We start from the raw sequence: 25530 nt of genomic DNA on the forward strand, positions 1-25530 counted from the left end.
GTTCCAGTGTGCGCATAGCATCACCGGTGTGGACCGATCGACCGCCGAAGATGTTCGCGTACAACGGCTGCGCGACGCCGAACGCCAAGCCGCGCAGCTGTTCGACGAAATCGAGCGGCGGGCCATGATCCGCCCCGGACTGGCCGAGAAGGAACTCTCCGAGGAGATTCACGACCTCGCCGGCGAGATGTTCGGGGTGACCCGGCACTGGCACCGGCGGATCGTGCGGGCCGGGGAGAACACGCTGCAGCCGTTCCACGAACGCCCGCCGGACCGCGTGATCGTCGACGACGACATCGTCTTCCTCGACCTGGGTCCGATCTTCGAGGAGTGGGAGGCCGACTTCGGGCGCACGTTCGTGCTCGGCGACGACCCGCACAAGGCGGCCATCCGCGACGCCCTGCCGCGCGTGTGGGAGGCGGGCCACGCCCACTTCGCCAGCCATCCCGACATCACCGGCGCCGAGCTGTACGACTACGTCGTCGGGGTGGCCGACGCCGCGGGGTTCGGGTGGGGCAGCCGCATCGCGGGCCATTTGATCGGTGAGTTCCCGCACAAGAAGATCGCCGGCGCCGGCGTCGAGTGGTACATCATGCCTGGGTCGACCAAGCCGATGCGCCGCACCGATCCGCGCGGCCGCAGCTGCCACTGGATCCTCGAGATCCACCTCGTCGATCGCCCACGCGGCTTCGGCGGCTTCTACGAACAGCTGCTCGACGTGGGCTAGACGGGGCACGTCACACCGGTCGGTTGCTCGGTGTCCGGCCGAAGCCGTCGGGCCCGTAATACTGCCCGCCTTGTACCGACGGGCCTTGCCAGGCGATGGAGGCGTACAACTCGGACCTGGCCGAGCGGGTGACCGACGTCGTCGTCGACGGTTACGCGCTGGGCGAGAGGGCTGACCACTTCTTGCACTCGGCATAGGCGAGTGCTAAGAATGACGTTGGCACTCGCGACCAGCGAGTGCTAGGTCGGGACGGTGAGACCTAGCCAGAAGACAGCTGCGGTCGTCCGTCGCGGGCACTGCACCCGGCCAGAACGTGTCATCCCCAATACGGAGGAATCACTTCGCAATGGCCAAGACAATTGCGTACGACGAAGAGGCCCGTCGCGGCCTCGAGCGGGGGCTCAACGCCCTCGCCGACGCGGTAAAGGTCACGTTGGGCCCCAAGGGCCGCAACGTCGTCCTGGAGAAGAAGTGGGGTGCCCCCACGATCACCAACGATGGTGTGTCCATCGCCAAGGAGATCGAGCTGGAGGACCCCTACGAGAAGATCGGCGCCGAGCTGGTCAAGGAAGTCGCCAAGAAGACCGACGACGTTGCCGGTGACGGCACGACGACGGCCACGGTTCTGGCCCAGGCGCTGGTCAAAGAGGGCCTGCGCAACGTCGCCGCCGGGGCCAACCCGCTGGGTCTGAAGCGCGGCATCGAGAAGGCCGTCGAGAAGGTCACCGAGACCCTGCTCAAGTCGGCCAAGGAGGTCGAGACCAAGGACCAGATCGCTGCCACCGCAGCCATCTCCGCGGGCGACCAGTCGATCGGCGACCTGATCGCCGAGGCCATGGACAAGGTCGGCAACGAGGGCGTCATCACCGTCGAGGAGTCCAACACCTTCGGCCTGCAGCTCGAGCTCACCGAGGGCATGCGGTTCGACAAGGGGTACATCTCGGGCTACTTCGTCACCGACGCCGAGCGTCAGGAAGCTGTCGTCGAGGACCCCTACATCCTGCTGGTCAGCTCCAAGGTGTCGACCGTCAAGGACCTGCTGCCGTTGCTGGAGAAGGTCATTCAGGCCGGTAAGCCGCTGCTGATCATCGCCGAGGACGTCGAGGGCGAGGCGCTGTCCACCCTGGTCGTCAACAAGATCCGCGGCACCTTCAAGTCGGTGGCCGTCAAGGCCCCCGGCTTCGGTGACCGCCGCAAGGCGATGCTGCAGGACATGGCCATCCTCACCGGTGGTCAGGTCATCAGCGAAGAGGTCGGCCTGTCGCTGGAGAGCGCCGACGTCGCCCTGCTGGGTAAGGCCCGCAAGGTCGTCGTCACCAAGGACGAGACCACCATCGTCGAGGGCGCCGGTGACTCCGACGCCATCGCCGGCCGGGTGGCCCAGATCCGCAGCGAGATCGAGAACAGCGACTCCGACTACGACCGCGAGAAGCTGCAGGAGCGTCTGGCCAAGCTGGCCGGCGGTGTTGCGGTGATCAAGGCCGGGGCCGCGACCGAGGTCGAGCTCAAGGAGCGCAAGCACCGCATCGAGGACGCGGTGCGCAACGCCAAGGCCGCCGTCGAGGAGGGCATCGTCGCCGGTGGTGGCGTGGCCCTGCTGCACGCGATCCCGTCGCTGGACGAGCTGAAGCTCACCGGTGACGAGGCGACCGGCGCCAACATCGTGCGCGTGGCGCTCGAGGCTCCGCTGAAGCAGATCGCCTTCAACGGTGGTCTGGAGCCCGGTGTGGTGGCCGAGAAGGTCCGCAACTCGCCCGCCGGTACGGGGCTGAACGCCGCGACCGGTGAGTACGAGGACCTGCTGAAGGCCGGCGTTGCCGACCCGGTGAAGGTGACCCGTTCGGCGCTGCAGAACGCGGCGTCCATCGCGGGGCTGTTCCTCACCACCGAGGCCGTCGTCGCCGACAAGCCGGAGAAGGCGGCCGCACCCGCGGGTGACCCGACCGGCGGCATGGGCGGCATGGACTTCTAAGTCCACCACTCGAGTACGGGAAAGCCCGGCCCCCAAGGGGCCGGGCTTTTTCGTGTGTGCGCTGCGCCGAGCGTGAACTCAGGGCGCGATTTCGGCGAGTTGTCCGCCCTGGTTTCACGTTCGGCGCGCCGGGCCGCCTTGTACGTTGAACGCGTGGCCCTTCCGACTCCCTCACCCACCAGCACCGCCGTCGTGACCGGCGCCTCGTCGGGCATCGGCGCCGACATCGCGCGCGAATTGGCCGACCGCGGCCACGGCGTGACGCTGGTCGCCCGCCGCGAAGAGCGTCTCCGCGAGCTGGCCGACGAGCTCGCCGGCCGTGTCCGCGTCGAGGTGATCGCCTGCGACGTCGCCGATTCCGCCGCTCGCGCCGGCCTTTTCGGCGAGGTCGACCGTCGCGGCCTGACCGCCGACATCCTGGTCAACAACGCCGGCATCGGCACCATGGGTTCGGTGACCAAAACGCCCGTCGACGACGAGATCGCCCAGGTGCGGGTCAACGTCGAGGCGGTCATCGACCTGACCACGCGCGCGGTCCAGCAGATGGTGCCGCGCGGGCGCGGCGCGATCCTCAATGTCGGCTCCACCGCGGGGTACCAACCCTTTCCCGGACAGGTCGGCTACGCGGCCACCAAAGCGTTCGTCAACAACTACACACAGGGGCTGCGCGGTGAACTGGCCGGCACCGGCGTCACCATCGCGCTGCTGTGCCCCGGGCCGGTGCGCACCGAGTTCGTGAAAAGCGCCGGCATGGACGAGCGAGAGTTCGCCAACGCGTTCCCGAAGTTGCTGTGGAAGCCGTCGCGTGAGGTGGCACGCGCCGGAGTCGACGCCCTAGACCACGACCGTGGGACCGTCATCCCCGGCCTGCCCAGCCAGATCACGACCCGCCTGTTCCAGTTCATGCCGCGGCGGGTGTTGTTGCCGCTAGTGAAGAATCAGCATCCCAGCCTGCGCCGGGATCGCTCAGCCCGCTGAGTGGGGCCAGGCCCGCATCCAGCCCTCCACCGGGAGCGCGAGCGCGTTGCACAGCGTGCAGATGGTGCGATACCAGCCCACCGCCGTGAGCAATTCGATGCGCTGCTCGTCGTCCAGGTCGCGGCCCAGCGCGCTCCACGTCGCCTCGGACCACGTGCCGGTGCGCTCGAGTTCGTCCACCGCCTCGATCAGCGCTCGCTCGGCCGGGCTCCACCGCGAGTCGTCGGGGCCGCCGGTGACCAGCGCGTCGCACTCGTCGTCGCTGACACCCGCGATCGGGCCCCAAAACGCCGCCTGTCCGCCCCACTCGTACTGACAGCGCAGCAGCGCGCAGAGGCGAAGGACGGCGATGGTTCGCGTCCGGCCAGGCAAAAGCGCTGCGACATAAAGGGATTCGCCGAGCTTACGCAGGCGCGAGGCCAGCGCTGGATGGCGCTGCAGGCAACGCACCAACAGCAGCGGCTCATAGGTGCGGTCGGGGTGGCCCCAACTGTTGATACCAGTGGCATCTTCTTCGCTCCACGGTGGAGCGAGCGGTGCGACGCGGCTCACGGGTGAGACTGTACGGCCCTGGTCCGATGGTGGCGACCCGCAGCGCCCGGCTTCGACCTGTAGTGGCGACCCGCTGCGCCCGGCCACGCCGCGCTTGCGATCGCCACGGCCGCGCTTGCGATCGCCGCTAGGCCGGCAGCGAGAACACCACGCAGTCGTGCAGGCAGCCCTTCGCCGCGTCGGGGGAGTCGGCCTCGCGATGCAGCAGCGCACGGGTGGGAACCACAGTCAGGCGGGCGGTCTCGGTCCCGGCCTCGGCCACTTCGGCGGTGCCGTCGACGATCAGCGAGTAGCCGCCGGGTTCGGTGGGCGGCCACAACAGGGTCACGTCGGCGCGCCGGGCGAGGTTGCTGCGGGTTCGCCCTCCGATGAGTCCGACGTCCAGGGTGGCCTCGCGCAGTTGCGGCTCGACCGTCACGGTGTGCGCCCGATATTCGTCGTCGACCGTGATCAAGTACGCATACGGGTAGTCGGGCAGCGCCTTGGCCAGCGCCTGGAGATCGACTTTCTTCTTGGTGCGCATGACCTTCCAGGATAGGCGCGGGAATTACTGCGGCGCCGGGCGTGTGACGGCGGTGCCGGTGCTGGAGAAGCCAAGGTTCTGCAGCACCTGATTCCAGGGCGGCAACTTGGCCACGGCCGCCGACGCGTCGGCGTGATAGCCGAACATCGCCGCCACGTCCGAGGCCCACATCTGCTCGTAGGCGGCTTCGATGTCGGCGATGGCCGGGGTGTTCTGACCAAGGTGATTGTTTGCCGCCAACGCCGCCACCAAGGCGCGGTTGGCCGCCACCACTGCTGGCTGTACCGTGGCCGCGAGCGCCACCTCGAACGCGGTCGCGATGGCCGAGGCCTGTTGCGACACCTCTTGGGCCTGCGCCGCCGCGGCGCTGAGCCAGCTCACGTATCGGCTGGCCACGGACATCATGGCCGTCGACGACGCCCCCTGCCACGACCCGCTGGCCAGATCTGACGTCACCGAAGAAAATGACGATGCCGACGAGGACAACTCCCCGGCCAGCCCGTCCCACGCCGCCGCGGCAGCAAGCAGCGGCCCGGGACCGGGACCGGAAGAAATAAGTGCCGAGTTGACTTCTGGCGGCAACCACGCAAAATGCGGGTTCGTCACCGACCCAACTTAGCTGGTATATGCCACTTTTGGTGGCGTTATCCCGCGGGTACAGGAACGGGCTGACGCCCACGCACCAACTTGCCTGGACGGGCCTTCGTAGGGACGCCGTTTTCGGCGATCACTTCTCCGGCCACGATCGTGGCGACATACCCTTCGGCGGTCTGATCCAGGCGCCGTCCCCCGGCCGGCAGGTCGTAGCTGATCATCGGCTTGTGTAGCCGCAGTGCGGCGTGGTCGATGACGTTGAGGTCGGCCTTGTAGCCGACCGCGATCCGACCGCGATCACCCAGCCCGGCGATGCGGGCCGGCACCGAGGTGAGCTCGCGAACCGCTTCGGGCACGGTGAACCGACCGGCCTTGCGGTCCCGCGCCCAATGCGTCAGGAAATAGGTCGAGTAGCTGGCGTCGCAGATCATCCCGTAGTGCGCGCCCCCGTCACCGAGACCCAGCACCACGTCGTCGCGGTGCAGCAGCTCGCCGACGATGTCCAGCGAGTTGTTCTGCAGGTTGCTGGTCGCGACCAACAGCATGGCCCGGCCCTCGTCGTCCAGCAGCCGGTCGTAGGCCTCTTCCATCGGGTTCACACCCTTGGCACGGGCCCGGGCCCCGATGCTGTCCGAGGGGTCCGGCTCGTAGTTGGGGCTGTCGCCCAGCGGGAAGATCCAGTCCCACATCTGCGTCACGAACAGGATCGGGTGACCCTGGCCGGGCTTGTCGGCCAGGATGCGGGCCCGAACGTCGGGCTTGCGCATCTCGGCTACCCGCTCGTCCAGCGGCAGGTGCGCGATCTCGCGGTAGCTGGGGTAGAGCACGAAGGGGTTGGCGGACAGCTGCAACCCAATGATCAGACCGATCGGACGCGGCAGCAGCTGCGCGCTGACGTCACCGCCGGCCGCATTGGCCTTCTCGATCATCGTGATGGCGTCCGGCCAGGTCGGGTCGCCGGCGTTGGCGACGACGAGGGTGAAGGTGACGGGCAATCCGACGTCCTCGGCGACGTCGAACACCGTCTGCAGTACCGGCTGGTAGCCACCCGACGGGATGTCGGGAACGAACTGCAGCAGGCCGCCGCCGCCGTCCACGACGCCGCGGGCGATCTCCTCGATCTCCTCCCGGGCGGCCTCGTAACTCGGTATGGGCGAACCGCTTTCGGTCTTGTGAATCGTCAGCCGCGACGACGCGAAGCCGAGCGCCCCGACCTCGATCGCCTCCTTGGCCAGCTCGCGCATCTTGGCCAGGTCGTCCTCGGTGGCCGGCTCGCGGTCGGCGCCGCGCTGGCCCATCACGTACACCCGCAGCGGTGAATGCGGCAGGTACGCGGCCACGTCGATGTCGCGCTTGCCTGACTCGAGCGCGTCCATGTATTCGGGGAACGTCTCCCACGTCCACGGCAGCCCGTCGGTCATGACGACACCGGGGATGTCCTCCACGCCCGCCATCACGTCGACCAGGACGTCGTGGTCCTCCTGCCGGCAGGGCGCGAAACCGACCCCGCAGTTGCCCATCACCACCGTCGTCACACCGTGCGCCGAGGACGGGGTCAGCCGCTCCGACCAGATGGACTGGCCGTCGTAGTGGGTGTGCAGGTCGACGAAGCCCGGGGTGACCAGAAGCCCGGTGGCGTCGATCTCCCGCGCGGCGGTCGCCCCGTTTACCGCGCCGACCGCCTCGATGACGTTGCCTTTCACCGCCACGTCACCGACGTACGGCTCACCCCCCAACCCGTCGACGATGGTGCCGTTGCGGATGATGAGGTCGTAAGTCATTCAAACAATCTACGACCGCAGCGGCGGGTCGTGCCAGGATCTTCTCCGTGATCGACCATGTGGGAATCAATTGCGCCGACTACGCGGAATCTCAGCGGTTTTACGACGCGGTGCTGGGGACGCTGGGGTTCTCCCGGCAGCTGGACGTGGGTCGCGCCATCGGATACGGGCGCGCGGGCAAGCCGACATTCTGGATCTCGGCCGCGCCGGCGGGACCCAATCGAGAAGTGCACCTGGCCTTCGAGGCCGCCGACGAGGCCGCGGTGCGCGTCTTTTATGAGGCTGCTGTCGAGCTGGGCGCCGAAGCACTGCATGCGCCGCGGCGCTGGCCGGAATACCACCCCGGCTACTTCGGGGCGTTCGTGCGCGACCCCGACGGCAACAACGTCGAAGCGGTCTTCCACGGCACCCTCCCGTAGTGTCGCGGGTATGGCCAGCACCGACGACGACGCCGCCATCCTGCAAGAGCTGCTGCGCGACGCGTTCACCCGGTTGATCGAGCACGTCGACCAGATCGCCGAGGGCTTGACCGACGAGGAGTCCGGCTACCGGCCGGCCCCGAATGCCAACAGCATCGCGTGGCTGCTCTGGCACAGCGCTCGGGTGCAGGACGCCCAGCTGGCCGACGTCGCCGGCGTCGAGCAGGTGTGGTTCCGCGACGGCTGGGTGGAGCGGTTCGGACTGGACCTGCCGCGCGACGACACCGGATACGGACACGGGCCCAACGACGTGGCCAAGGTGAAGGCGCCCGCGGATCTGCTGTCCGGCTACTACCACGCGGTGCACAAGCTCACTCTCGAATACATCGCCGGAGTCACCGCTGACGAACTGGCCCGCGTCGTGGACACCAACTGGGATCCGCCGGTGACGGCCAGCGCGCGATTGGTGAGCATCATCGACGACTGCGCCCAGCACCTCGGGCAGGCCGCGTACGTGCGGGGCATTCAGTAGATTCGCGGGCGTGCGTTTCGCGGCGACCGTGCTGTTGTGGGTCATCACCACGCTCGCGTTGGCGGTGGCGGTACCCGCGGCGTGGGTGCAGCTGCATGTCGTTGACGCCGACGGCTACGCCGCGCTGGCGCAGCGCGCGGCGTCCGATCCCGCCCTGCAGTCCGCCATGGCATCCGAACTGAGCAGCCGGGCAATTACTCTCATTGCCGAGCATGGCGCGCGCCGCTCACCGATCGAGGGTTCCGAGGTGCACGAGGCCGCCCGAGCATTCACCGCCGGTCCCGGGTTTCCGCCGCTTTTCGCCCAGGCGAATCGGGCGGCGCACGGCTGGTTGTTCGGCGACCCGGGGGCCGACGAGAACGGCAACCAGTGGGCAGTCCACGTGGCGCCGATGCTCAACGACGGCTCGATTCAGCCGCTGCTCGCCCGCCACAATGTGGTGGTCCCCGCGAAACTCACTGTCCCGCTGACTGTTTCGTTACCAAATTCGATGCGGAAGGGGCGGCTGAGCCGGATGTCCAGTTGGGGCCCGTGGCTGAGTTTGGGTGTGGCGGCGCTGTGTGGCGTCGGCGCGTTGCTGACGGTGGCGGCCGCGCGCCGGCGCGGCAAGGCGCTGAGTAGCCTGGGCATCTCGGCGCTGCTCGTCGGTGCGGGCGGCTGGGCGGGTATCGAGGTCGCCGGCCGCTATGTCAACGATGCGCTGAATCGCACCACCGGAAACGTTCGACAAGTCGCGCAGGTGATGGTCGAACACGCCGAAGCCGGTCTGCACCAATGGTTCAACGCCACGTTGCTCGCAGGCGCCGCTATGGTCGTGTTCGGCGTGATCGTGGCGGTGCTGGGCAGTCTCGCGAAGAGGTCGTAGCGCGCCGGCTCAGCCGAAGGTGAACGAGAACACCTGCAGGCCCTTGCTGACTCGCATGTCCAGCTGATCTCGGTGCGCGGAGGCGTCGGCGACGATGCGGTGCAACGTGGGTGCCCCGCCGATCGGGGTCGTGGTGGTGTTGCCGTCCCGGGTCACGGTGATGGTGCCGGTTCCGCCGACGACCGCGTAGACGTCTTTCGCGGTGTAGTTTAGCCGGACGGCGGAGTCGTCGCCGTCCGCCGTGGCGCCTTGGTTGTCCAGGATCCAGCGGCCGCGCAGGCCGAACCTGTCGTCCGCCAGGTTCGGCGGGAAGCTCAGCGTGGTGGCGCCGGCCTGGTATTTCCCAGTGCCGCCGTAATTTTCGGACTTGCCGACACCCAGATACGTCTCGGGCGTGAGCCTGGTCTGCGGTGTCATGTCGACCGAGTGCGTCGGCGGGGGTAACTGGATGCCGGGATGGGCATCGATGAGAAGCTTGCGGATCAGCTTCTCGGTGTCGTCGTAGTCGCCCTCGCCGAATTTGCTGTGCCGCACTTGCCCATTCGTGTCGATCAGATATTCGGCCGGCCAATACAGGTTGTCAAAGTTGTTCCAGGTCGCGTAGTCGTTGTCCAGCGCGATGGGATAGGTGATGTGCAGATCCGCTGCGCCGCTGGCCACATTGGCGGGCACCCGCTCGAACGCGTACTCCGGGGTGTGCACCCCGATGACGAGAAACCCGCTGTCGCGATATCGGTTGTACCAATCGATTACGTGCGGGATGGCGCGCTGACAGTTGACGCACGAGTAGGCCCAGAAGTCGATCAGGATCACCTTGCCGCGCACCGACGCGGAATCCAGCGGCTTGCCGTCCGGGGTGTTGAGCCACCCGGTGATGCCGGTGAGGGCGGGAGCCGGTCCGCACTGCTGCAGGCCGGCGGAGACGCCGGCGCAGTCGCTCAGTGCGCCGCTGAAGGTGGCGCCGGGCGGGCTCAGCGGCAGTCCGCCGCCGTGCTGTCGGGCGGCGGCCGGTGCCAGGCTGCGCTCGATGTCGTTGGCCCCCAGCTTGTTCTGCATCGCCGTCGCGTAGTCGGGGACGGTTCGCTGCAGCATCGCGGGCAGATTGAACACCAGCGCCACAGCCAGCACGATCATCGCGATTCCGCCGGCGACCTGAATCGCGCGCTGCGGGCGGCGGAATGCGGCCACGCGTTCGGCGACGCGCCGCCCGGCCAGCGCGAAGGCCAGTAGCGGCAACGCGTTGCCGGCGGCGAACGTCGCCGTCAGCACGAGGGCGCCGAGCCAGATCGACGACGTCCCCCCGGCCACCACGATCGCGGCCAGCACCGGGCCCGCGCACGGCACATAGAGAGCGCCCAAGGTCAGCCCCAGGGCGAAACCATTTGTCCCCGAGCCGATTTGACGCTGTGGGAGGTAGGCGAACGGCCGTTCGATCAGGTGCTGCACCGAGGGGAAGATCAGGCCGAGGCCGATCAAGACCAACACCACCAGTGCGGCCCACCGGATCGCGTCCTGCGGCAGGTGCAGCGCCGTGAGCAGCGCCGAGCCGGCCAACGTGGCGACGCTGAAGCTGCACACCAAGCCCGCGATCACCAGGTATGGCCGCGCCGCGGAACGCAGCGTGGGCGTGCCCGCCCGGGTGCTGTCCATGCCGGACAGCAGGATCACCGGAAGCACCGGCAGGATGCACGGCGAGATACCGGTGATCAGCCCGCCGAGAAACCCGATCAGGGCGATGGTGTGCACGGGCTACTCCGAGAGGCTTGATGGGTGCCGGACGACGAGCATGGTTACACCTTTACCTGCTTCCACGACCACGAGTGACCAGGGACAAATCACGCGACGTGCGTTATGCAACTCACACAATGTGCGTTACGCTCAGCCGGTGGCGCAATTGACATTCCAGCGCGCCCGCACGGAGGAGAAGAAGCGCCAACGTGCGGAGGCCCTCGTGGAAGCCGCACGCTCGCTGGCAATGGAAACGGGCGTCGCGTCGGTCACCCTGACCGCGGTGGCCAGCCGCGCCGGAATTCACTACTCGGCGGTGCGCCGCTACTTCACCTCGCACAAGGAAGTTCTGCTGCATCTGTCCGCCGAGGGCTGGGTGCGGTGGTCGAATACGGTGTCGCAGAAGCTCGCCGAGCCGGGCGCGAAGTCGCCCTCGCGCATCGCCGAGACACTGGCCGAAGCCCTGGCCGAAGACCCGTTGTTCTGCGACCTGCTGGCCAACCTGCACCTGCACCTGGAACACGAGGTGGACGCGGAACGGGTCATCGAGGTCAGGCGGATCAGTACCGCGGCCACACTCTCGCTGGCGGATTCGATCGGAAGCGCGTTGCCCGACCTCGGACGATCGGGCTCGCTTGACATTCTGCTGGCCGCGTACTCGCTGGCCGCGACGCTGTGGCAGGTCGCGAACCCGCCGGAGCAGCTGACCGACGTCTACGCCGAGGAGCCCGAAGTCGTTCCGCCCGAGTGGAATCTGGACTTCGCGTCCGCCCTGACCCGCCTGCTGACGGCCACGTGCGTCGGGCTCATCTCGGGATCGCAATGAACGCAGAGAGGAGGCCGGGGGGCTGTGGCTTGGCGAACTGCAACCGGTGAACGTGAAGGACTTGGAGCGCGGATGACGACGACTGAGCCGAGGACCGAGCCGCTGAAAAAGCAGGGCTCGGCCGGCGGGGAGGGCGAAGTGGCCGCTCCGCGGCGAGCAGGGAAAAAGGGCCTTTTGGCGCGTTTCTGGCTGGTGCTCACGATCGCAGCTGTCGTCGCGCTGTCCGGATTCGTCGTATACCGATTGCACGGCGTCTTCGGCGTTCATAAGGGTTCGTTCGGTGGTGGCACCTCGGGCGAGGTCCTCGATGAGTTCAACGCCAAGACGATCACGCTCGAGGTCTGGGGCTCACCCGGCAGCACGGCAACCATCAACTACCTCGACGAAAACTCCCATCCGCAGCAGGCCCTCAACGTGCCGCTGCCCTGGAGCAAAGTATTGAGTTCAACGAAGCCTGGCATCCCGGCAAACCTGGTGGCGCAAGGAGATGGCAGTTGGATCGCTTGCCAATTCGTGGTGAACAAGCACGACGGGAGCGGTGACGTCATCAAGACTCCGAATCGCTCAGATCCCAACCAAACCGTGAACGCCTTCGTCTATTGCCTGGACAAGTCCGCATGAGCGAGCCAGCCGAGGTTCCGCCGCGCGTCGATCAGCCGCTGATCCCACCGTTCCTGCCGCGGATGATTCACCGGCTGGCGCTGCCGATCGTCCTGGTGTGGTTGGGCATCGTGTTCGTCACCAACACCGTGGCCCCGCAGCTGGAGGTCGTCGCCAAAACCCACTCGGTGTCGATGAGTCCGACTGACGCGGCATCTTTCCAGTCGATGATGCGGGTCGGATCGACGTTCAAGGAGTTCAACTCCGACAACTCGGCCATGATCTTGCTGGAGGGCGACAAGCCACTCGGGGCCGAAGCGCACCGCTATTACGACGAGATCGTCAGGCGCGTCGAGCAAGACAAGGAACATGTTCAGCACGTCCAGGATTTCTGGAGCGATCCGCTGACGGCGGCGGGTTCCCAGAGCCACGATCAAAAGGCCGCGTACGTCCAGGTTTACCTCGCCGGCAACATGGGCAGCGGGCTGGCGAACGAGTCTGCCGAGGCCGTCCGCAAGATCGTGGACTCGGTGCCCGCGCCGCCGGGAATCAAGGCATACGTCACCGGCGCGGGTCCGCTGTTCGCCGACCAGTCCCACTCGGGGCAGAAGGGCGTCGCGGTCGTCACTCTTATCACCTTCCTGGTGATTGTGGTGATGCTGCTTTTCGTCTACCGGTCGCTGACCACCATGCTGATCATGCTGGCGATGGTGTTCATCGAGCTGGCCGCCGCCCGTGGCGTCGTCGCGACACTGGGCAACTACGGGATAATGGGGCTGTCGACCTTCGCCAACAACATGCTGGTGCTGATGGCGATCGCCGCCGGGACGGACTACGCAATTTTTGTGGTCGGCCGCTATCAGGAGGCCCGTGGTCTGGGCGAGACCCGCGAAGAAGCGTTCTACACCATGTTCCACAGCACCGCGCATGTTGTGCTGGGATCGGGCCTGACCATCGCCGGCGCGATGTACTGCCTGAGCTTCTGCCGGCTGCCGTACTTCGAGTCGCTGGGGGTGCCTTGTGCGGTCGGCATGCTGGTCGCGGTGTTCGGGGCTTTGACGCTGGGTCCTGCGATTCTGACGGTGGCTTCGTTCTTCAAGCTCATGGATCCGAAGCGCACGCTGCAGACCCGGGGCTGGCGTCGCATCGGCACCGCGATCGTCCGCTGGCCCGCACCGGTGCTCGCGGTGACCATCGCGATCGCCTTGGTTGGTCTGCTCGCCCTGCCCGGTTACAAGACGGACTACGACAACCGCCACTTCCTGCCGGCGGACACCCCGGCCAATGTCGGCTATGCCGCCGCGGACCGGCACTTCGACCAGGCTCGGCTCAATCCCGAGCTGTTGATGATCGAGACCGATCACGACCTGCGTAACCCGGCCGACTTCATCGTCCTGGACAAGGTCGCCAAGGCGGTCTTCCACATCCCCGGAATCGGCCGAGTGCAGACCATCACCCGGCCGTTGGGCACGCCGCTCGACCACAGCACCCTCGGTTTCCAGATGGGCGCGCAAGCCGCAGGGCGGATCCAGACCCAGCACTATCAGGACGAGCAGGCGGCGAACCTGCTCAAGCAGGCCGATGAGCTGCACAAGACGATGGCAACGCTGCATGAGCAGATGCAGGTCACCCAGGACCTCAGCAACACGACACACGAAACCACCAGGCTCACCAAGGAAACCGTGCAGATCACCGAGAAGTTGCGCGACGACATCGCGGACTTCGACGACTTCCTCCGGCCGATCCGCAGCTACTTCTACTGGGAGAAGCACTGTTACGACATCCCGGTCTGCTGGGCGCTTCGATCGGTCTTCAACGCGCTCGACGGCATCGACCAGGTGGCCGAGAACATCGTGAACCTCAGCGCGAACCTCGACAAGCTGGATCGGATCCAGCCCAAACTGGTGGCGCTGATACCGCCGCAGATCGAGAGCCAGCAGCGCAACCTCGACACCATCATGTCGAACTATGCGATCACACAGGGTCTCAACGAACAGGCGAGAGCGCAGTCGGACAACGCCACCGCGCAGGGCGATGCCTTCGACAAAGCGAAGAACGACGACACGTTCTACCTTCCGCCGGAGGCGTTCAAGAGCCCGGATTTCGCGCGGGGTCTCAAACAGTTCATCTCGCCGAACGGGCACGCCGTCCGGCTGATCATCTCCCATGAAGGCGACCCGGCGACTCCTGAAGGCATCAAACACATCGAACCGATCAAGCAGGCCGTGCACGAGGCGATCAAGGGCACTCCTTGGGAGGGCGCCAAGGTCTACCTCGGCGGCACCGCCGCGACGTACAAGGACATGCACGACGGCTCCAACATCGACCTGATGATCGCCGGAATCGCCGCGGCCACTTTGATCTTCGTCATCATGCTGGTGATCACCCGAAGCGTCGTCGCGGCCTTCGTGATCGTCGGTACGGTGTTGCTGTCGCTGGGCGCCTCATTCGGGCTCTCCGTGCTCGTATGGCAGTACATCCTGGGTTTGAAGTTGCACTGGATGGTATTGGCGATGGCGGTCATCCTGCTGCTGGCGGTCGGCTCGGACTACAACCTGCTGCTGATTTCGCGGTTCAAGGAGGAAATCCACGCCGGGCTGAAGACAGGGACGATCCGCGCGATGGCCGGTTCGGGCTCGGTGGTGACCTCCGCCGGTCTGGTGTTCGCCGCCACCATGGCCACGTTCATGTTCAGCCCGCTGCTGGTGATGGCCCAGGTGGGTACGACGATCGCGCTAGGGCTGCTCTTCGACACCTTGATCGTGCGGTCGTTCATGACACCGTCGCTGGCCACCCTGCTCGGGCGCTGGTTCTGGTGGCCTCAGCACGTGCGTCCACGGCCGGCCAGCACCATGCTGCGGCCGTACGGACCGCGTCCCGCCGTGCGCGAGTTGATCCTCAACGACGTCGACGAGCACCCGCCGGGCGGAGTGGTACAACCGCGCTGATATTCACGTGGCGCGAGTGTCGAGATCCGTGCTGGCGTGAAGAGCTGCGACTCGGCCTCGGGGCGTGGTTGGAACACCTCGCGGTCAGAAGTATCGACGCGGCATTCTGCCTAACGTCGGTGCAACGCCTGCTCTACGAGGTTGCCGAAAGCTCGGCAGTCGCGAGACGCAGATGCGAGCCTAAGCCGTCGATTCGTGCGCTGAGACAGCCCGTTACGGGACGACGCGCCGGACAACGATCGGTTCCAAGCGCCGTCACAGGATGACTCGACCCTAGCCTTGGGGGTCGACCCTACCCTTGACAGGTCCTGGCCACCCGGGCGGGCCAGTGGGCTCGGCCCAGTCCCAGACGGACATGTCGCCGGGTGGGTACTGGTTGCAGATGTCGGTGGCCTTGGCCACCACGCCCTTGTTGTTCCAGAAGATCTTCATGTGGTTGGGCCAGGCCACCCACAGCGGATCGGACACGGGCGCATAGAAGTTCTCGGAGTAGTTCCGGCGGTCCGGCGGTGACAGCGAGTAGAACCAGTGCGCCTTATCGATGGTCGCCTGCTGCACGTTCGGGTGGTTGTCGAAGTCGATCATGTAGCGCTGGTAGTACACCGGGCTGGTGTCCCGCGAGGCCGCCAGGATCTGCTCGGCGTCGCACGTGGTGTTGATCATTCGGCGGGGGATTGGGAAGTCCTCCGTGGAGTCGGCTACCGCCGTCGACGGAAAAATCGCAGCGGTAATACCCAGAGCAAGGAACGTAGCGCCTGCACGCAGGCCAGTACTCAGCCGAGACATGGCTATAACGGTAACACCTCTTGCCCACACCGGAACAGTTTCCAGCTCACTCTCAGGATTTCGCTAGTGCATCTCAGTATCAGTCGCCATCAGGGACGATAACGTGTGTGGGATCGGGCCGTAGCTCCGGCGGCGCCTGACTGTAATCACCGAAGGGGCCGTCGCGGCGCTCGATCGCGGCCCGCACGCCGTCGGATTGGGCAGTGTTGATGAAGGCCAACGCGTCGGGGGTGTTGCGCATCAGGCCGTCTAGGATGCCGCCCAGCGTCTGGGTGGACGCCAGCCCCATGTTCTCGTAGGCCTGGTTGACGATCAGCTTCTGCGCCTGCAGCTGCGACAAGGGAATCTGCGCCAGCTCGGTCGCCACTTCGGCGACCCGCGCCTCCAGACGCTCGAACGGCACCGCCTCGTTGATCAGCTCGATCTCGGCGGCCTGTGCACCGGTCAGCGGCCGGCCGGTCAGCGAGTGCCACTTCGCCTTGGCCAGACTCAGCCGGTAGAGCCACATCCCGGTCAGATACGCCCCCCACATCCTGCTGTAGGGCGTGCCGATCACGGCGTCCTCGCTGGCGATCACCAGGTCCGCGCACAGCGCGTAGTCGCTGGCCCCGCCCACGCACCAGCCGTGCACCTGCGCGATCACCGGCTTGGACGCGCGCCAGATCGCCATGAATTTCTGCGTCGGGCCGGTCTCGCGGGCGCTGACCATCGCGAAGTCCTTGCCGGGATCCCATTTCCCGTCGGTCATCATGGCCTCGCCCCAGTGCTGAAATCCGCCGCCGAAGTCGTAGCCACCGGAGAAGGCCCGGCCCGCGCCGCGCAGCACGATGACCTTGATCGCCGGGTCGCGCTCGGCCAGCCCGATGGCGGCCTCGATCTCGTCCGGCATCGGCGGCACGATGGTGTTGAGCTGTTCCGGCCGGTTCAGCGTGACGGTGGCGACGGCGCCGGCCGTCCGATAGAGCAGGGTCTGGAAGTCGCTGGTCGGCATAGCGTCCTTAGAGGTCGGGCTCGCGGTTCTCCGGCGAGGACGCATAGATCCGCCCGCCGATCTTCAAATACGGCGTCGTGAGGTAGGCCGAGAACACGACGATGGCCGAAAAAACCGCCGCCACCAGAATGGCATTCGGCCACAGCTGGCCGGTTCCGGCCGCAAAGCAGACGATGCCGATGATCGCGGTCGCCCAGTAGAACCGCCGGCCGGCGCGACGGTGCTTGATGAAGCGATAGCGCGCCTGTGCCGCCGAGGCCAGGATGCCGATCAATCCCGTCGCCAGCAGGGTGAGCTCGATGCGTTGAATCGCGGCCACGGTGATGATCTTAAGGGCGGGCGGATGTTCAGCCGTCGGGCTCGACGACCTGGAGCACCCCCGCGGTGACGCCCGCGACGACGAGGCGTCCGGTGCGCGAGTCCACCCCCACGCTGTACGGGTTCTGCACCGTCGGGATCCGCCGGATTTCACGAGGCGCAGGCCGGCTCACGTCGTAGCCGACGACCTCGTCGGTGCCCGAGGAGGCGACCCACAACCGGTCACGCGCCGCGTCGTAGGCGATGTCATAGGGGCCGCCGGGCTCCGTGACGGCGGCGAGTTCGCGGGGCGCCGGCAACGGATCGAACACCCGGATAGTGTCGCCGCGGGTGTCGGTGGCGATCATCCGGCCGTGCCGATCGGTGACCAAGTGGGTGGGCCCCGCGCCGGCCGGGGCCGATCCGACGATGGCCAACCGCTCCGCGTCGTAGACCGTCAGCGTGTTTCTCCGCGCGTCCAACATCCCGATGGCCGTTCCGGCTGCGGCGAGACCTGCGGGTTGCACGCTGTCGGTGAAGACCTTCATGACCTTGCCGCCGCGCACCGCGGCCACCGTGCCGCCCAGTTCGTTTCCGACGAAGACGGTGCCGTTGGACGCCGCCGCGGCGTCATGCGGCGAAGTGCCGGTGACGATCGACGGCGACACGGCTCCACCGGGTAACTGCACTTGCACCAACGCATTTGCGCTTTCGACCGGCACCAGGACCGGTCCACCCGGGGCGGCCAACTCGACATGGCGTGCCGAACCCGGCAGCGGAATCTGAGCGGATACGCCCAACGAGTCGGCGTCGAGCAGGACAAGCTGATCGGGATCGTGCGTGGTGACCGCCACGATCCGGGTCGCGGCGTTGACTGCGACGCCTTCGGGATGACCGGCAACCGGCACCACCCGGCCGGGCAATGTCGCGGTCGGCGGCGGCGCGTTCCGTGGCTCAGCCGCTGGCGGCAATGTCGCGGCCCGCGGCCGGGACCCCTCGGTGGGCACGCCCGCCGGCAGCAGACCGGTAGTCGTTGCGGCCCCGGGGGATTGGGCCTCCTGATGACCGCATGCGACCAGGACCGCCGCCGTCAGCAACGCCACGATCCTCCGCCCGTTCATCCCGCGCCGGCCGTCAGCGTCTGCCATAGGAACGAGTAGGTCAGCGCCGACTTGAACGCGACCTGCTCGTTGTCCGCCGCCCCGGCGTGCCCGCCCTCGATGTTCTCGTAATAGAAGACCGGCTGACCGGCGGCCTCGAGCGCCGCGGTCATCTTGCGGGCGTGGCCCGGATGCACGCGGTCGTCGCGAGTGGAGGTGGTCATCAGCACCGGCGGGTATTTGCGCGTGGCCGAAATATTCTGGTAGGGCGAGTATTCGGAGATGAACTCCCAATCGTCGGGGTTGTCGGGGTCGCCGTATTCGGCGCCCCACGACGCGCCGGCCAGCAGCAGGTGGTAGCGCTTCATGTCCAGCAGAGGCACGCTGCACACCAATGCGCCGAACCTCTCCGGGTACTTGGTCAACATGATGCCCATCAGCAGGCCCCCGTTGCTGCCGCCCTGCGCCCCGAGCTGCTCGACAGTGGTGATGCCGCGCTCCACCAAATCGGTTGCCACCGCGGCGAAGTCCTCGGCCACCTTGTGGCGGCCCTCGCGCATCGCCTGGGTGTGCCAGCCGGGGCCGTACTCGCCGCCACCACGGATGTTGGCTAGGACATAGGTGCCGCCGCGGGCGAGCCACAGCCGGCCCAGCACGCCGCTGTAGCCCGGCGTGTTCGACGATTCGAAGCCGCCGTAGCCGTACAGCAGGGTGGGTGCCGGTCCGTCGGATGTCTGTGTGCCGCGCACCACGAAATAGGGGATCGAGGTGCCGTCCTGTGATGCCACGAAATGCTGTGTCACCGAGATGTTTTCGGCATCGAAGAAGCCCGGGGCGGACTTGATCTGTTCGAGTTTCCCGTCGTCGGTTCCCCGCATCAGCCGCGACGGCGTATCGAATCCGCTGGAATCCAGGAAGAACTCGTCACCGGTGTCGTCGGCGGAGACGACGACGGTGTTGGTCGCCGGCGGGATGCCGGCCATCGCCTCGCGCCGCCAGTCGCCGGGCCTGACGATTTCGACGCGGCTGGCCACGTCGGCCAGTGAGACGATCAGCAGCCGGTCCTTGGTCCACGCGTAGTGGTTCAGCGCGGTGTGCTCGTCGGGTTCGAACACGATGTGCAATTGCGCTGTGCCGGCGAGGAATTCCTCGTATTTCGCCGCCAGCAGCGACCCGGCGGCGTAGGTGGCGTTGCCCAACGACCAGTCGCTGCGCAACTCGATCAGCAGCCACTCCCGGTGCAGGCTGACGCTGGCGTCGGTGGGCGCGTCGATGCGAATGAGTTCCGAGCCGCGCAGCTCGTAGACCTCTTCGTTCCAGAAGTCCAGAGCCCGGCCGATCAGCGTGCGCTCGAACCCCGGGATCCGGCTGGCGCTCGCCACCACGTTGACATCGGAACGCGCGCCCTCGAAAACCATCTCGGCGTCGGCGAGCGGTGTGCCGCGGCGCCACCGTTTGACCACCCGCGGATAGCCGGAATCGGTGAGCGAATCGGCGCCGAAGTCGGTGCCGACCAGCACGGTGTCCGGATCGGCCCAGCTGATCTGTGACTTGGCTTCCGGCAGTTCAAAGCCGCCGTCGACGAATTCCCGTGTGATCATGTCGAATTCACGCACGATGGAGGCATCGGAACCACCGCGGGACAGGCTGACCAGTGCACGGGTGTATTCGGGGTAGATGACACCGGCGCCGGCCCACACCCATTTCTCGCCGTCGGCCCGGCCCAACTCGTCGACGTCGATCAGCACGTCCCACTCGGGGGAATCGGTCCGGTAACTGTCCAGCGTCGTGCGCCGCCACAGCCCGCGCGGGTTGGCCGCGTCGCGCCAGAAGTTGTAGAGGTAGTCGCCCCGGCGGACCACGTAGGGGATGCGGGCGTCGGTGTCGAGCACCTCGAGCGCCTCGGTGCGCATTCGTTCGAAATTCTCGTCGCGGAAACGGGCCAGCGTCGGCTCGTTACGCGCCCGCACCCAATCGAGGGCTTCGTCACCGGTGACGTCCTCGAGCCACAGGTACGGATCTTCAGTCATGCCGCCATTCTGACGGCCGGAAAGCACCGGCCCTTACGTCGCCCTCGTGACCATCGCTGTCCACGGGATCTCGAGGGCGCCGTCGCGCTGGTAGGGCGCCACCAACGGTCCGAGGGTCCCACGGATCGCGTCTATCTGCGCGGGGTCCAGGGAGGCCACCAGCTCCACCACCGGCCCGGCGAGCCCGGTCACGTGCGCCCAGTGCTCGTCTGGGCTGTCGAAACGCATGACGCCGGTAATTTCATCAACGGCGACGTCGGCGAAACCGCCGGCTTCGGCCAGCGCCCGGTTACTTTCGGGGGTGGCGAGGGAGAACGGACCCCCCGGGGCGAACGGGTCCCCGGGCGGCGCGACCCCGTTCTGCAGCATCGCGACCACCAGTTGGAAAAGCCACGGGTTGCGGTCCGGCGGTCCCCACGTCGCGTAGGCGAACCGGCCGCCCGGCCGCAGCACCCGGCGGATTTCCGCGACCGCTTTCTGCTGTCCCGGCATAAGCATCAGCCCGAACCGCGAAAGCACCCCGTCGACACTGGCATCTGGCAGATCGAGCTGCTCGGCGTCGAGTTCGCGACACTCGACGTTTTCCAGGCCACGCTCGTCGGCCCTGCGCTGGGCTGCCGCCACCATTTCGGGAGCAAAATCGCTGGAGATCAGGCGACCCGTGGGACCGAGTCGGTCCGCAACGAGAAAACCGGTCTCGCCCGGGCCCGCCGCCACCTCCAGCACCGCCTGGCCCGGTTGCGGATCGACCTGCTCGACGAGCCACTCGGACACCGCGCGCACGTCGCAGAACATGCGTTCCCGGTGCTGTTCCCAGGCCGGTGCCACGGATCTCCATTGCCGCAGCGCCTCTTCGGCTGAATGCATCTCGGACATGTTCGCCCCCTACTTCGACCCGACATCCCCGGATGAGTGCAGCGTACTGTGAGCTGTGTCACGAGTGAAGGGAGCCGAAAGATGACTGTTTTCGCACGTCCAGGTTCTGCCGGGGCATTGATGTCGTATGAATCCCGCTACGAGAACTTCATCGGCGGACAGTGGGTCGCGCCCGCGAAGGGCCGCTACTTCGAGAACCCGACTCCGGTCACCGGGCAGACGTTCTGCGAGGTGGCCCGCTCCGATGAGGCCGACGTCGACAAGGCGCTCGACGCCGCGCACGCGGCGGCTCCGGCGTGGGGCAAGGCGGCCCCCGCCGAGCGGGCGGCCATCCTGAACAAGATCGCCGACCGCATCGACGAGCACACCACCGCGCTGGCGGTGGCCGAGGTGTGGGACAACGGCAAGCCGATCCGCGAGGCGCTGGCCGCCGACATCCCGTTGGCCGCCGACCACTTCCGCTATTTCGCCGCGGCGCTGCGCGCGCAGGAGGGCTCGCTGTCGCAGATCGACGACGACACGGTGGCCTACCACTTCCACGAGCCGCTCGGCGTGGTCGGGCAGATCATCCCGTGGAACTTCCCCATCTTGATGGGCGCCTGGAAACTGGCGCCCGCGCTGGCGGCCGGCAACGCGGTGGTGCTCAAACCCGCAGAGCAGACACCGGTTTCGGTGCTCTACCTGATGTCGTTGATCGGCGACCTGTTGCCGCCCGGCGTGATCAACGTCGTCAACGGATTCGGCGCCGAGGCCGGCAAGCCGCTGGCGTCGAGCAACCGGATCGCCAAGATCGCGTTCACCGGCGAGACCACCACCGGGCGGCTGATCATGCAGTACGCCTCGCACAACCTGATCCCGGTAACGCTGGAACTCGGCGGCAAGAGCCCCAACATCTTCTTCTCCGACGTGATGGCCAAGGCCGACGACTACCAGGACAAGGCCCTGGAGGGCTTCACCATGTTCGCCCTCAACCAGGGCGAAGTGTGCACCTGCCCGTCGCGCAGCCTCGTCCAGGCCGACATCTACGACGAGTTCCTCGAGCTGGCCGCGATCCGCACCAAGGCGGTGCGCCAGGGCGACCCGCTGGACAGCGAGACCATGCTGGGTTCCCAGGCGTCCAACGACCAACTGGAAAAAGTGTTGTCCTACATCGAAATCGGCAAGGATGAGGGCGCCAAGGTGATCACCGGCGGCGAACGCGCCGAGCTCGGTGGTGACCTGTCCGGCGGCTTTTACATGCAGCCCACCATCTTCGGTGGCAACAACAAGATGCGGGTGTTCCAGGAGGAGATCTTCGGGCCGGTGGTGACGGTGACGTCGTTCGACGATTACGACGACGCCATCTCGATCGCCAACGACACCCTCTACGGCCTGGGGGCGGGGGTGTGGAGCCGCGACGGCAACACCGCCTACCGCGCCGGCCGCGACATCCAGGCCGGCCGGGTGTGGGTCAACTGCTATCACGTGTATCCGCCGCATGCGGCGTTCGGCGGCTACAAGCTGTCCGGCTTCGGGCGCGAATGCCACAAGATGGCCCTGGAGCACTATCAGCAGACCAAGAACATGCTGGTGTCCTACTCCGACAAGGCGCTCGGGTTCTTCTGATGGTCACGCCAGCTGGGGTGGTCATCACCGCCCCGGCCGCCGCGGTGCTGACGCGGGTGCAGGCGACCCACGGCCCGGTGATGTTTCACCAGTCCGGCGGCTGCTGCGACGGCTCGTCGCCCATGTGTTATCCGCTCGGCGACTTCCTCGTCGGCGACCGCGACGTATTGCTCGGCGTGCTCGACGTCGGGACGCACGGCGTGCCGGTGTGGATTTCGGGTCCCCAGTACGCGGCCCACTATCGCGACAAGCACACTCAATTGGTCATCGACGTGGTGCCGGGGCGCGGCGGCGGGTTCAGCCTGGAAGCCCCCGACGGGGTGCGGTTTTTGTCCCGCGGCCGTGTCTTCACCGAGCAGGAGCGGGCTGCGCTGGCCGCCGCGGCGGTGATCACCGGCGCCGATTACGAACGCGGCGAACGCCCCGCGACGCGGGGTCCGGTGGTGGCCGACGCGGCCTCGGCGACGTGCGCGGTAACCGCAGTACAGTCGAGAAAGTGATCCCGCTTCCGCGTCCCTGGTTGTTGGCCAGCGCCATGCTGATCGGCAGTGCGGTCGGACTTTTGGCGGGTGTGGCATGCACGGTGGCGATCCACGCCAGCGTCCGCCCGGGCATCGCCATCGCGTCGGTGGTCGGTTTCCTCAGCGTGGTCGGTGTGACGACGATCCTGTTTTCCGGGCGCCGGTGGGTCACGATGCTGGGCGCGTTCCTGCTCTCGGTGGCGCCCGGCTGGTTCGGCGTCCTGGTCGCGTTGCGGGTGACCGCCGGTGGCTGACGAGAAGGACGGTTCTAGTCCCGGGACGGAGGCGTTCGTGCCGGACTTCTCGGATGACGACTCCGAGCACACCGGCACCCAGTCGTGGGTCCCCGATTTCGATGACGACACCGGTGCACACCCCGCCGCAACCGAACAAGAGCCCAGGGGCAAAACCGCGGAAGACGAGGCGGCGACGCCCACGACGGACGCCGGCGAGCCGGAGCCGGCCGAGCTCGTCGGCCCGGTGCAGCCGGTCAACGTGCCCGGCCGGTACCTCTACCTCAAGTGGTGGAAGTTGGCGCTGGTGCTGCTCGGGGTGTGGGCCGCGGCGGCCGTGATCGGGCTGGGGCTGTTCTATTGGTGGTATCACGCGGCCGACAAGAGGTCCGCGCTGTTCGTGGTCCTGGTTTACGTAGTCGTGTGCATCGTCGGCGGCGTGATGCTGGCGATGACCGAGGGCAGGCCGTTGATCTCGGCGCTCGCGGTGGCGCTGATGTCGGGGCCGTTCGCCGCGCTGGTGGCCTCGGCGCCCCTGTACGGCTATTACCACTGCGAGCGGGTGGGGCACTGCCTCGTCGGGCTCATTCCGTATTGAGGCCTCGCCCGCGCGGCCATCAGGGGTCTCGGCCAACTAGGGTGGGCTCGTGCCTTCTCACTATGACGTCGTCGTCCTCGGGGCCGGTCCCGGCGGATATGTCGCAGCCATCCGCGCCGCACAGCTGGGCCTGTCCACCGCGGTCGTCGAACCGAAGTACTGGGGCGGGGTCTGCCTGAACGTCGGGTGCATCCCGTCCAAGGCGCTGCTGCGCAACGCCGAACTCGCCCATATCTTCACCAAAGAGGCCAAGACATTCGGTATCAGCGGCGAGGCGACCTTCGACTACGGTGTCGCGTTTGACCGCAGCCGCAAAGTGGCCGAGGGCCGCGTCGCCGGCGTGCACTTTCTGATGAAGAAGAACAAGATCACCGAAATCCATGGCTACGGCCGCTTTACGGACGCCAACACGATCTCGGTCGAGCTCAACGACGGTGGCACCGAAACCGTCACCTTCGACAACGCCATCATCGCCACTGGCAGCAGCACCCGCCTGGTCCCCGGTACGTCGCTGTCGGCCAACGTGGTCACCTACGAGGAACTGATCCTGTCCCGGGAGTTGCCGGAGTCGATCATCATCGCCGGTTGCGGAGCGATCGGCATGGAGTTCGGCTATGTGCTCAAGAACTACGGCGTCGACGTGACCGTGGTCGAATTCCTGCCGCGCGCCCTGCCCAACGAGGACGCCGAGGTCTCCAAGGAGGTCGAGAGGCAGTTCAAGAAGCTGGGCGTCAAAATCCTCACCGGAACGAAGGTCGAGTCCATCTCCGACAACGGCTCCGAGGTGACCGTCGCCGTCAGCAAGGACGGCAACCCACAGGAACTCAAGGCCGCAAAGGTGTTGCAGGCCATCGGTTTTGCGCCCAACGTCGAGGGCTTCGGCTTGGAGGCGGCCGGCGTCGCGCTGACCGACCGCAAGGCCATCGGAATCACTGACTACATGCGCACCAACATCGAGCACATCTACGCCATCGGTGATGTCACCGGGAAGCTGCAGCTCGCTCACGTCGCCGAGGCGCAGGGCGTGGTGGCGGCCGAAACCATAGCCGGCGCAGAGACTTTGGCGCTCGGTGATTACCGGATGATGCCGCGCGCGACGTTCTGCCAGCCCAACGTCGCCAGCTTTGGGCTCACTGAGGAGCAGGCCCGCGACGAAGGCCACGACGTTGTGGTGGCGAAGTTCCCGTTCACCGCGAACGGCAAGGCCCACGGTGTGGGCGACCCCAGCGGGTTCGTCAAGCTGATCGCCGATGCCAAATACGGTGAGCTGCTCGGTGGACACCTGGTCGGGCACGACGTCTCCGAACTGCTTCCGGAGCTGACGCTGGCCCAGAAGTGGGACCTGACCGCGACCGAGCTGGCCCGCAACGTGCACACCCATCCGACCATGTCCGAGGCGCTGCAGGAATGCTTCCACGGCCTGACCGGACACATGATCAACTTCTGAG

The 25530-nt window shown here is 66.9% G+C and carries 24 protein-coding genes and 1 pseudogene; 14 read left to right on the forward strand and 11 right to left on the reverse strand.

What is annotated here, in order from left to right:
- Positions 1-28 precede the first annotated feature (28 nt).
- From A5753_RS01895 to A5753_RS01905, 3 genes are all read left to right on the forward strand, one after another.
- Entirely contained in the window at positions 29-727 is a 699-nt protein-coding gene (locus A5753_RS01895; protein ID WP_067122779.1) for a M24 family metallopeptidase, read from the forward strand.
- 346 nt (positions 728-1073) lie between these two features.
- Positions 1074-2699: a chaperonin GroEL gene (groL, locus tag A5753_RS01900; RefSeq protein WP_067122677.1), complete on the forward strand. Its 1626-nt coding sequence runs from the start codon at positions 1074-1076 to the stop codon at positions 2697-2699.
- A gap of 153 nt (positions 2700-2852) precedes the next feature.
- Complete coding sequence (locus tag A5753_RS01905; RefSeq protein WP_067122782.1) at positions 2853-3677, forward strand: SDR family oxidoreductase; 825 nt, start codon at positions 2853-2855, stop codon at positions 3675-3677.
- Here A5753_RS01905 and A5753_RS01910 read toward each other — a convergent pair.
- The 4 genes and pseudogenes from A5753_RS01910 to A5753_RS01925 all read right to left on the reverse strand — a co-directional run bounded on the left by A5753_RS01910 (position 3666) and on the right by A5753_RS01925 (position 7127).
- Positions 3666-4229 (reverse strand): carboxymuconolactone decarboxylase family protein, encoded by a 564-nt coding sequence (locus A5753_RS01910; RefSeq protein WP_067122679.1) that lies wholly within the window; start codon positions 4227-4229, stop codon positions 3666-3668. The genes A5753_RS01905 and A5753_RS01910 overlap by 12 nt on opposite strands.
- Positions 4230-4356: 127 nt before the next feature.
- On the reverse strand, positions 4357-4752 hold the full coding sequence (locus A5753_RS01915; RefSeq protein WP_067122682.1) for a hypothetical protein: 396 nt from the start codon (positions 4750-4752) through the stop codon (positions 4357-4359).
- Between the two features lie 69 nt (positions 4753-4821).
- Positions 4822-5358, reverse strand: a pseudogene (locus A5753_RS01920) (PPE family protein); the annotation flags it as partial.
- 38 nt (positions 5359-5396) lie between these two features.
- The gene (locus A5753_RS01925; RefSeq protein WP_067122685.1) at positions 5397-7127 is read right to left on the reverse strand and encodes an amidohydrolase family protein; all 1731 of its coding nucleotides are present in this window, start codon (positions 7125-7127) and stop codon (positions 5397-5399) included.
- 47 nt (positions 7128-7174) lie between these two features.
- On the opposite strand from A5753_RS01925, the gene A5753_RS01930 reads away from it, so the two are divergent.
- Genes A5753_RS01930 through A5753_RS01940 form a run of 3 tightly spaced genes read left to right on the forward strand, consistent with a single transcriptional unit; the run spans position 7175 to position 8943 of the window.
- Entirely contained in the window at positions 7175-7546 is a 372-nt protein-coding gene (locus tag A5753_RS01930; RefSeq protein ID WP_067122688.1) for a VOC family protein, read from the forward strand.
- Positions 7547-7556: 10 nt separating this feature from the next.
- Positions 7557-8078, forward strand: a complete 522-nt coding sequence (locus A5753_RS01935; protein WP_067122691.1) for a mycothiol transferase — start codon at positions 7557-7559, stop codon at positions 8076-8078.
- Positions 8079-8088: 10 nt separating this feature from the next.
- Positions 8089-8943: a hypothetical protein gene (locus A5753_RS01940; RefSeq protein ID WP_067122694.1), complete on the forward strand. Its 855-nt coding sequence runs from the start codon at positions 8089-8091 to the stop codon at positions 8941-8943.
- 9 nt (positions 8944-8952) lie between these two features.
- Here A5753_RS01940 and A5753_RS01945 read toward each other — a convergent pair whose 3' ends face one another.
- Entirely contained in the window at positions 8953-10689 is a 1737-nt protein-coding gene (locus tag A5753_RS01945; RefSeq protein WP_067122697.1) for a cytochrome c biogenesis protein DipZ, read from the reverse strand.
- A gap of 121 nt (positions 10690-10810) precedes the next feature.
- Between A5753_RS01945 and A5753_RS01950 the strand changes: the two genes are divergently transcribed.
- The 3 genes from A5753_RS01950 (at position 10811) to A5753_RS01960 (ending at position 15045) form a co-directional block, all read left to right on the forward strand.
- A complete protein-coding gene (locus A5753_RS01950) occupies positions 10811-11497 on the forward strand; it encodes a TetR family transcriptional regulator (protein WP_156655869.1) in 687 nt (228 codons plus the stop codon).
- Between the two features lie 72 nt (positions 11498-11569).
- On the forward strand, positions 11570-12118 hold the full coding sequence (locus A5753_RS01955; RefSeq protein ID WP_067122703.1) for an MmpS family transport accessory protein: 549 nt from the start codon (positions 11570-11572) through the stop codon (positions 12116-12118).
- Entirely contained in the window at positions 12115-15045 is a 2931-nt protein-coding gene (locus tag A5753_RS01960) for an RND family transporter (RefSeq protein ID WP_067122706.1), read from the forward strand. The genes A5753_RS01955 and A5753_RS01960 overlap by 4 nt, the downstream gene beginning before the upstream one ends.
- Positions 15046-15318: 273 nt before the next feature.
- Here the strand turns inward: A5753_RS01960 and A5753_RS01965 are convergent, their stop codons facing one another.
- From A5753_RS01965 to A5753_RS01990, 6 genes are all read right to left on the reverse strand, one after another.
- Entirely contained in the window at positions 15319-15831 is a 513-nt protein-coding gene (locus A5753_RS01965; RefSeq protein ID WP_067122709.1) for a DUF5078 domain-containing protein, read from the reverse strand.
- A gap of 79 nt (positions 15832-15910) precedes the next feature.
- Positions 15911-16822 (reverse strand): crotonase/enoyl-CoA hydratase family protein, encoded by a 912-nt coding sequence (locus A5753_RS01970; RefSeq protein ID WP_067122712.1) that lies wholly within the window; start codon positions 16820-16822, stop codon positions 15911-15913.
- Between the two features lie 7 nt (positions 16823-16829).
- The gene (locus tag A5753_RS01975) at positions 16830-17141 is read right to left on the reverse strand and encodes a hypothetical protein (protein WP_067122715.1); all 312 of its coding nucleotides are present in this window, start codon (positions 17139-17141) and stop codon (positions 16830-16832) included.
- 28 nt (positions 17142-17169) lie between these two features.
- Positions 17170-18267, reverse strand: a complete 1098-nt coding sequence (locus A5753_RS01980; protein WP_197694552.1) for a YncE family protein — start codon at positions 18265-18267, stop codon at positions 17170-17172.
- The gene (locus tag A5753_RS01985; RefSeq protein WP_067122719.1) at positions 18237-20249 is read right to left on the reverse strand and encodes a prolyl oligopeptidase family protein; all 2013 of its coding nucleotides are present in this window, start codon (positions 20247-20249) and stop codon (positions 18237-18239) included. The genes A5753_RS01980 and A5753_RS01985 overlap by 31 nt, the downstream gene beginning before the upstream one ends.
- A 33-nt stretch (positions 20250-20282) precedes the next feature.
- Positions 20283-21116 (reverse strand): class I SAM-dependent methyltransferase, encoded by an 834-nt coding sequence (locus tag A5753_RS01990; protein WP_231989962.1) that lies wholly within the window; start codon positions 21114-21116, stop codon positions 20283-20285.
- 90 nt (positions 21117-21206) lie between these two features.
- On the opposite strand from A5753_RS01990, the gene A5753_RS01995 reads away from it, so the two are divergent.
- The 5 genes from A5753_RS01995 to lpdA are packed head-to-tail and all read left to right on the forward strand — an operon-like array spanning position 21207 to position 25529.
- Positions 21207-22730, forward strand: a complete 1524-nt coding sequence (locus tag A5753_RS01995; protein ID WP_067122725.1) for an aldehyde dehydrogenase family protein — start codon at positions 21207-21209, stop codon at positions 22728-22730.
- Positions 22730-23230 (forward strand): DUF779 domain-containing protein, encoded by a 501-nt coding sequence (locus A5753_RS02000; RefSeq protein ID WP_067122728.1) that lies wholly within the window; start codon positions 22730-22732, stop codon positions 23228-23230. The genes A5753_RS01995 and A5753_RS02000 overlap by 1 nt, the downstream gene beginning before the upstream one ends.
- Complete coding sequence (locus A5753_RS02005) at positions 23227-23505, forward strand: putative holin (protein WP_197694553.1); 279 nt, start codon at positions 23227-23229, stop codon at positions 23503-23505. The genes A5753_RS02000 and A5753_RS02005 overlap by 4 nt, the downstream gene beginning before the upstream one ends.
- A complete protein-coding gene (locus tag A5753_RS02010; protein ID WP_067122730.1) occupies positions 23498-24082 on the forward strand; it encodes a hypothetical protein in 585 nt (194 codons plus the stop codon). The genes A5753_RS02005 and A5753_RS02010 overlap by 8 nt, the downstream gene beginning before the upstream one ends.
- A 49-nt stretch (positions 24083-24131) precedes the next feature.
- Positions 24132-25529: a dihydrolipoyl dehydrogenase gene (lpdA, locus tag A5753_RS02015; RefSeq protein WP_067122733.1), complete on the forward strand. Its 1398-nt coding sequence runs from the start codon at positions 24132-24134 to the stop codon at positions 25527-25529.
- Position 25530: the final 1 nt, after the last annotated feature.

Source organism: Mycobacterium sp. 852002-51971_SCH5477799-a (genome assembly GCF_001667145.1).
GTDB lineage: Bacteria > Actinomycetota > Actinomycetes > Mycobacteriales > Mycobacteriaceae > Mycobacterium.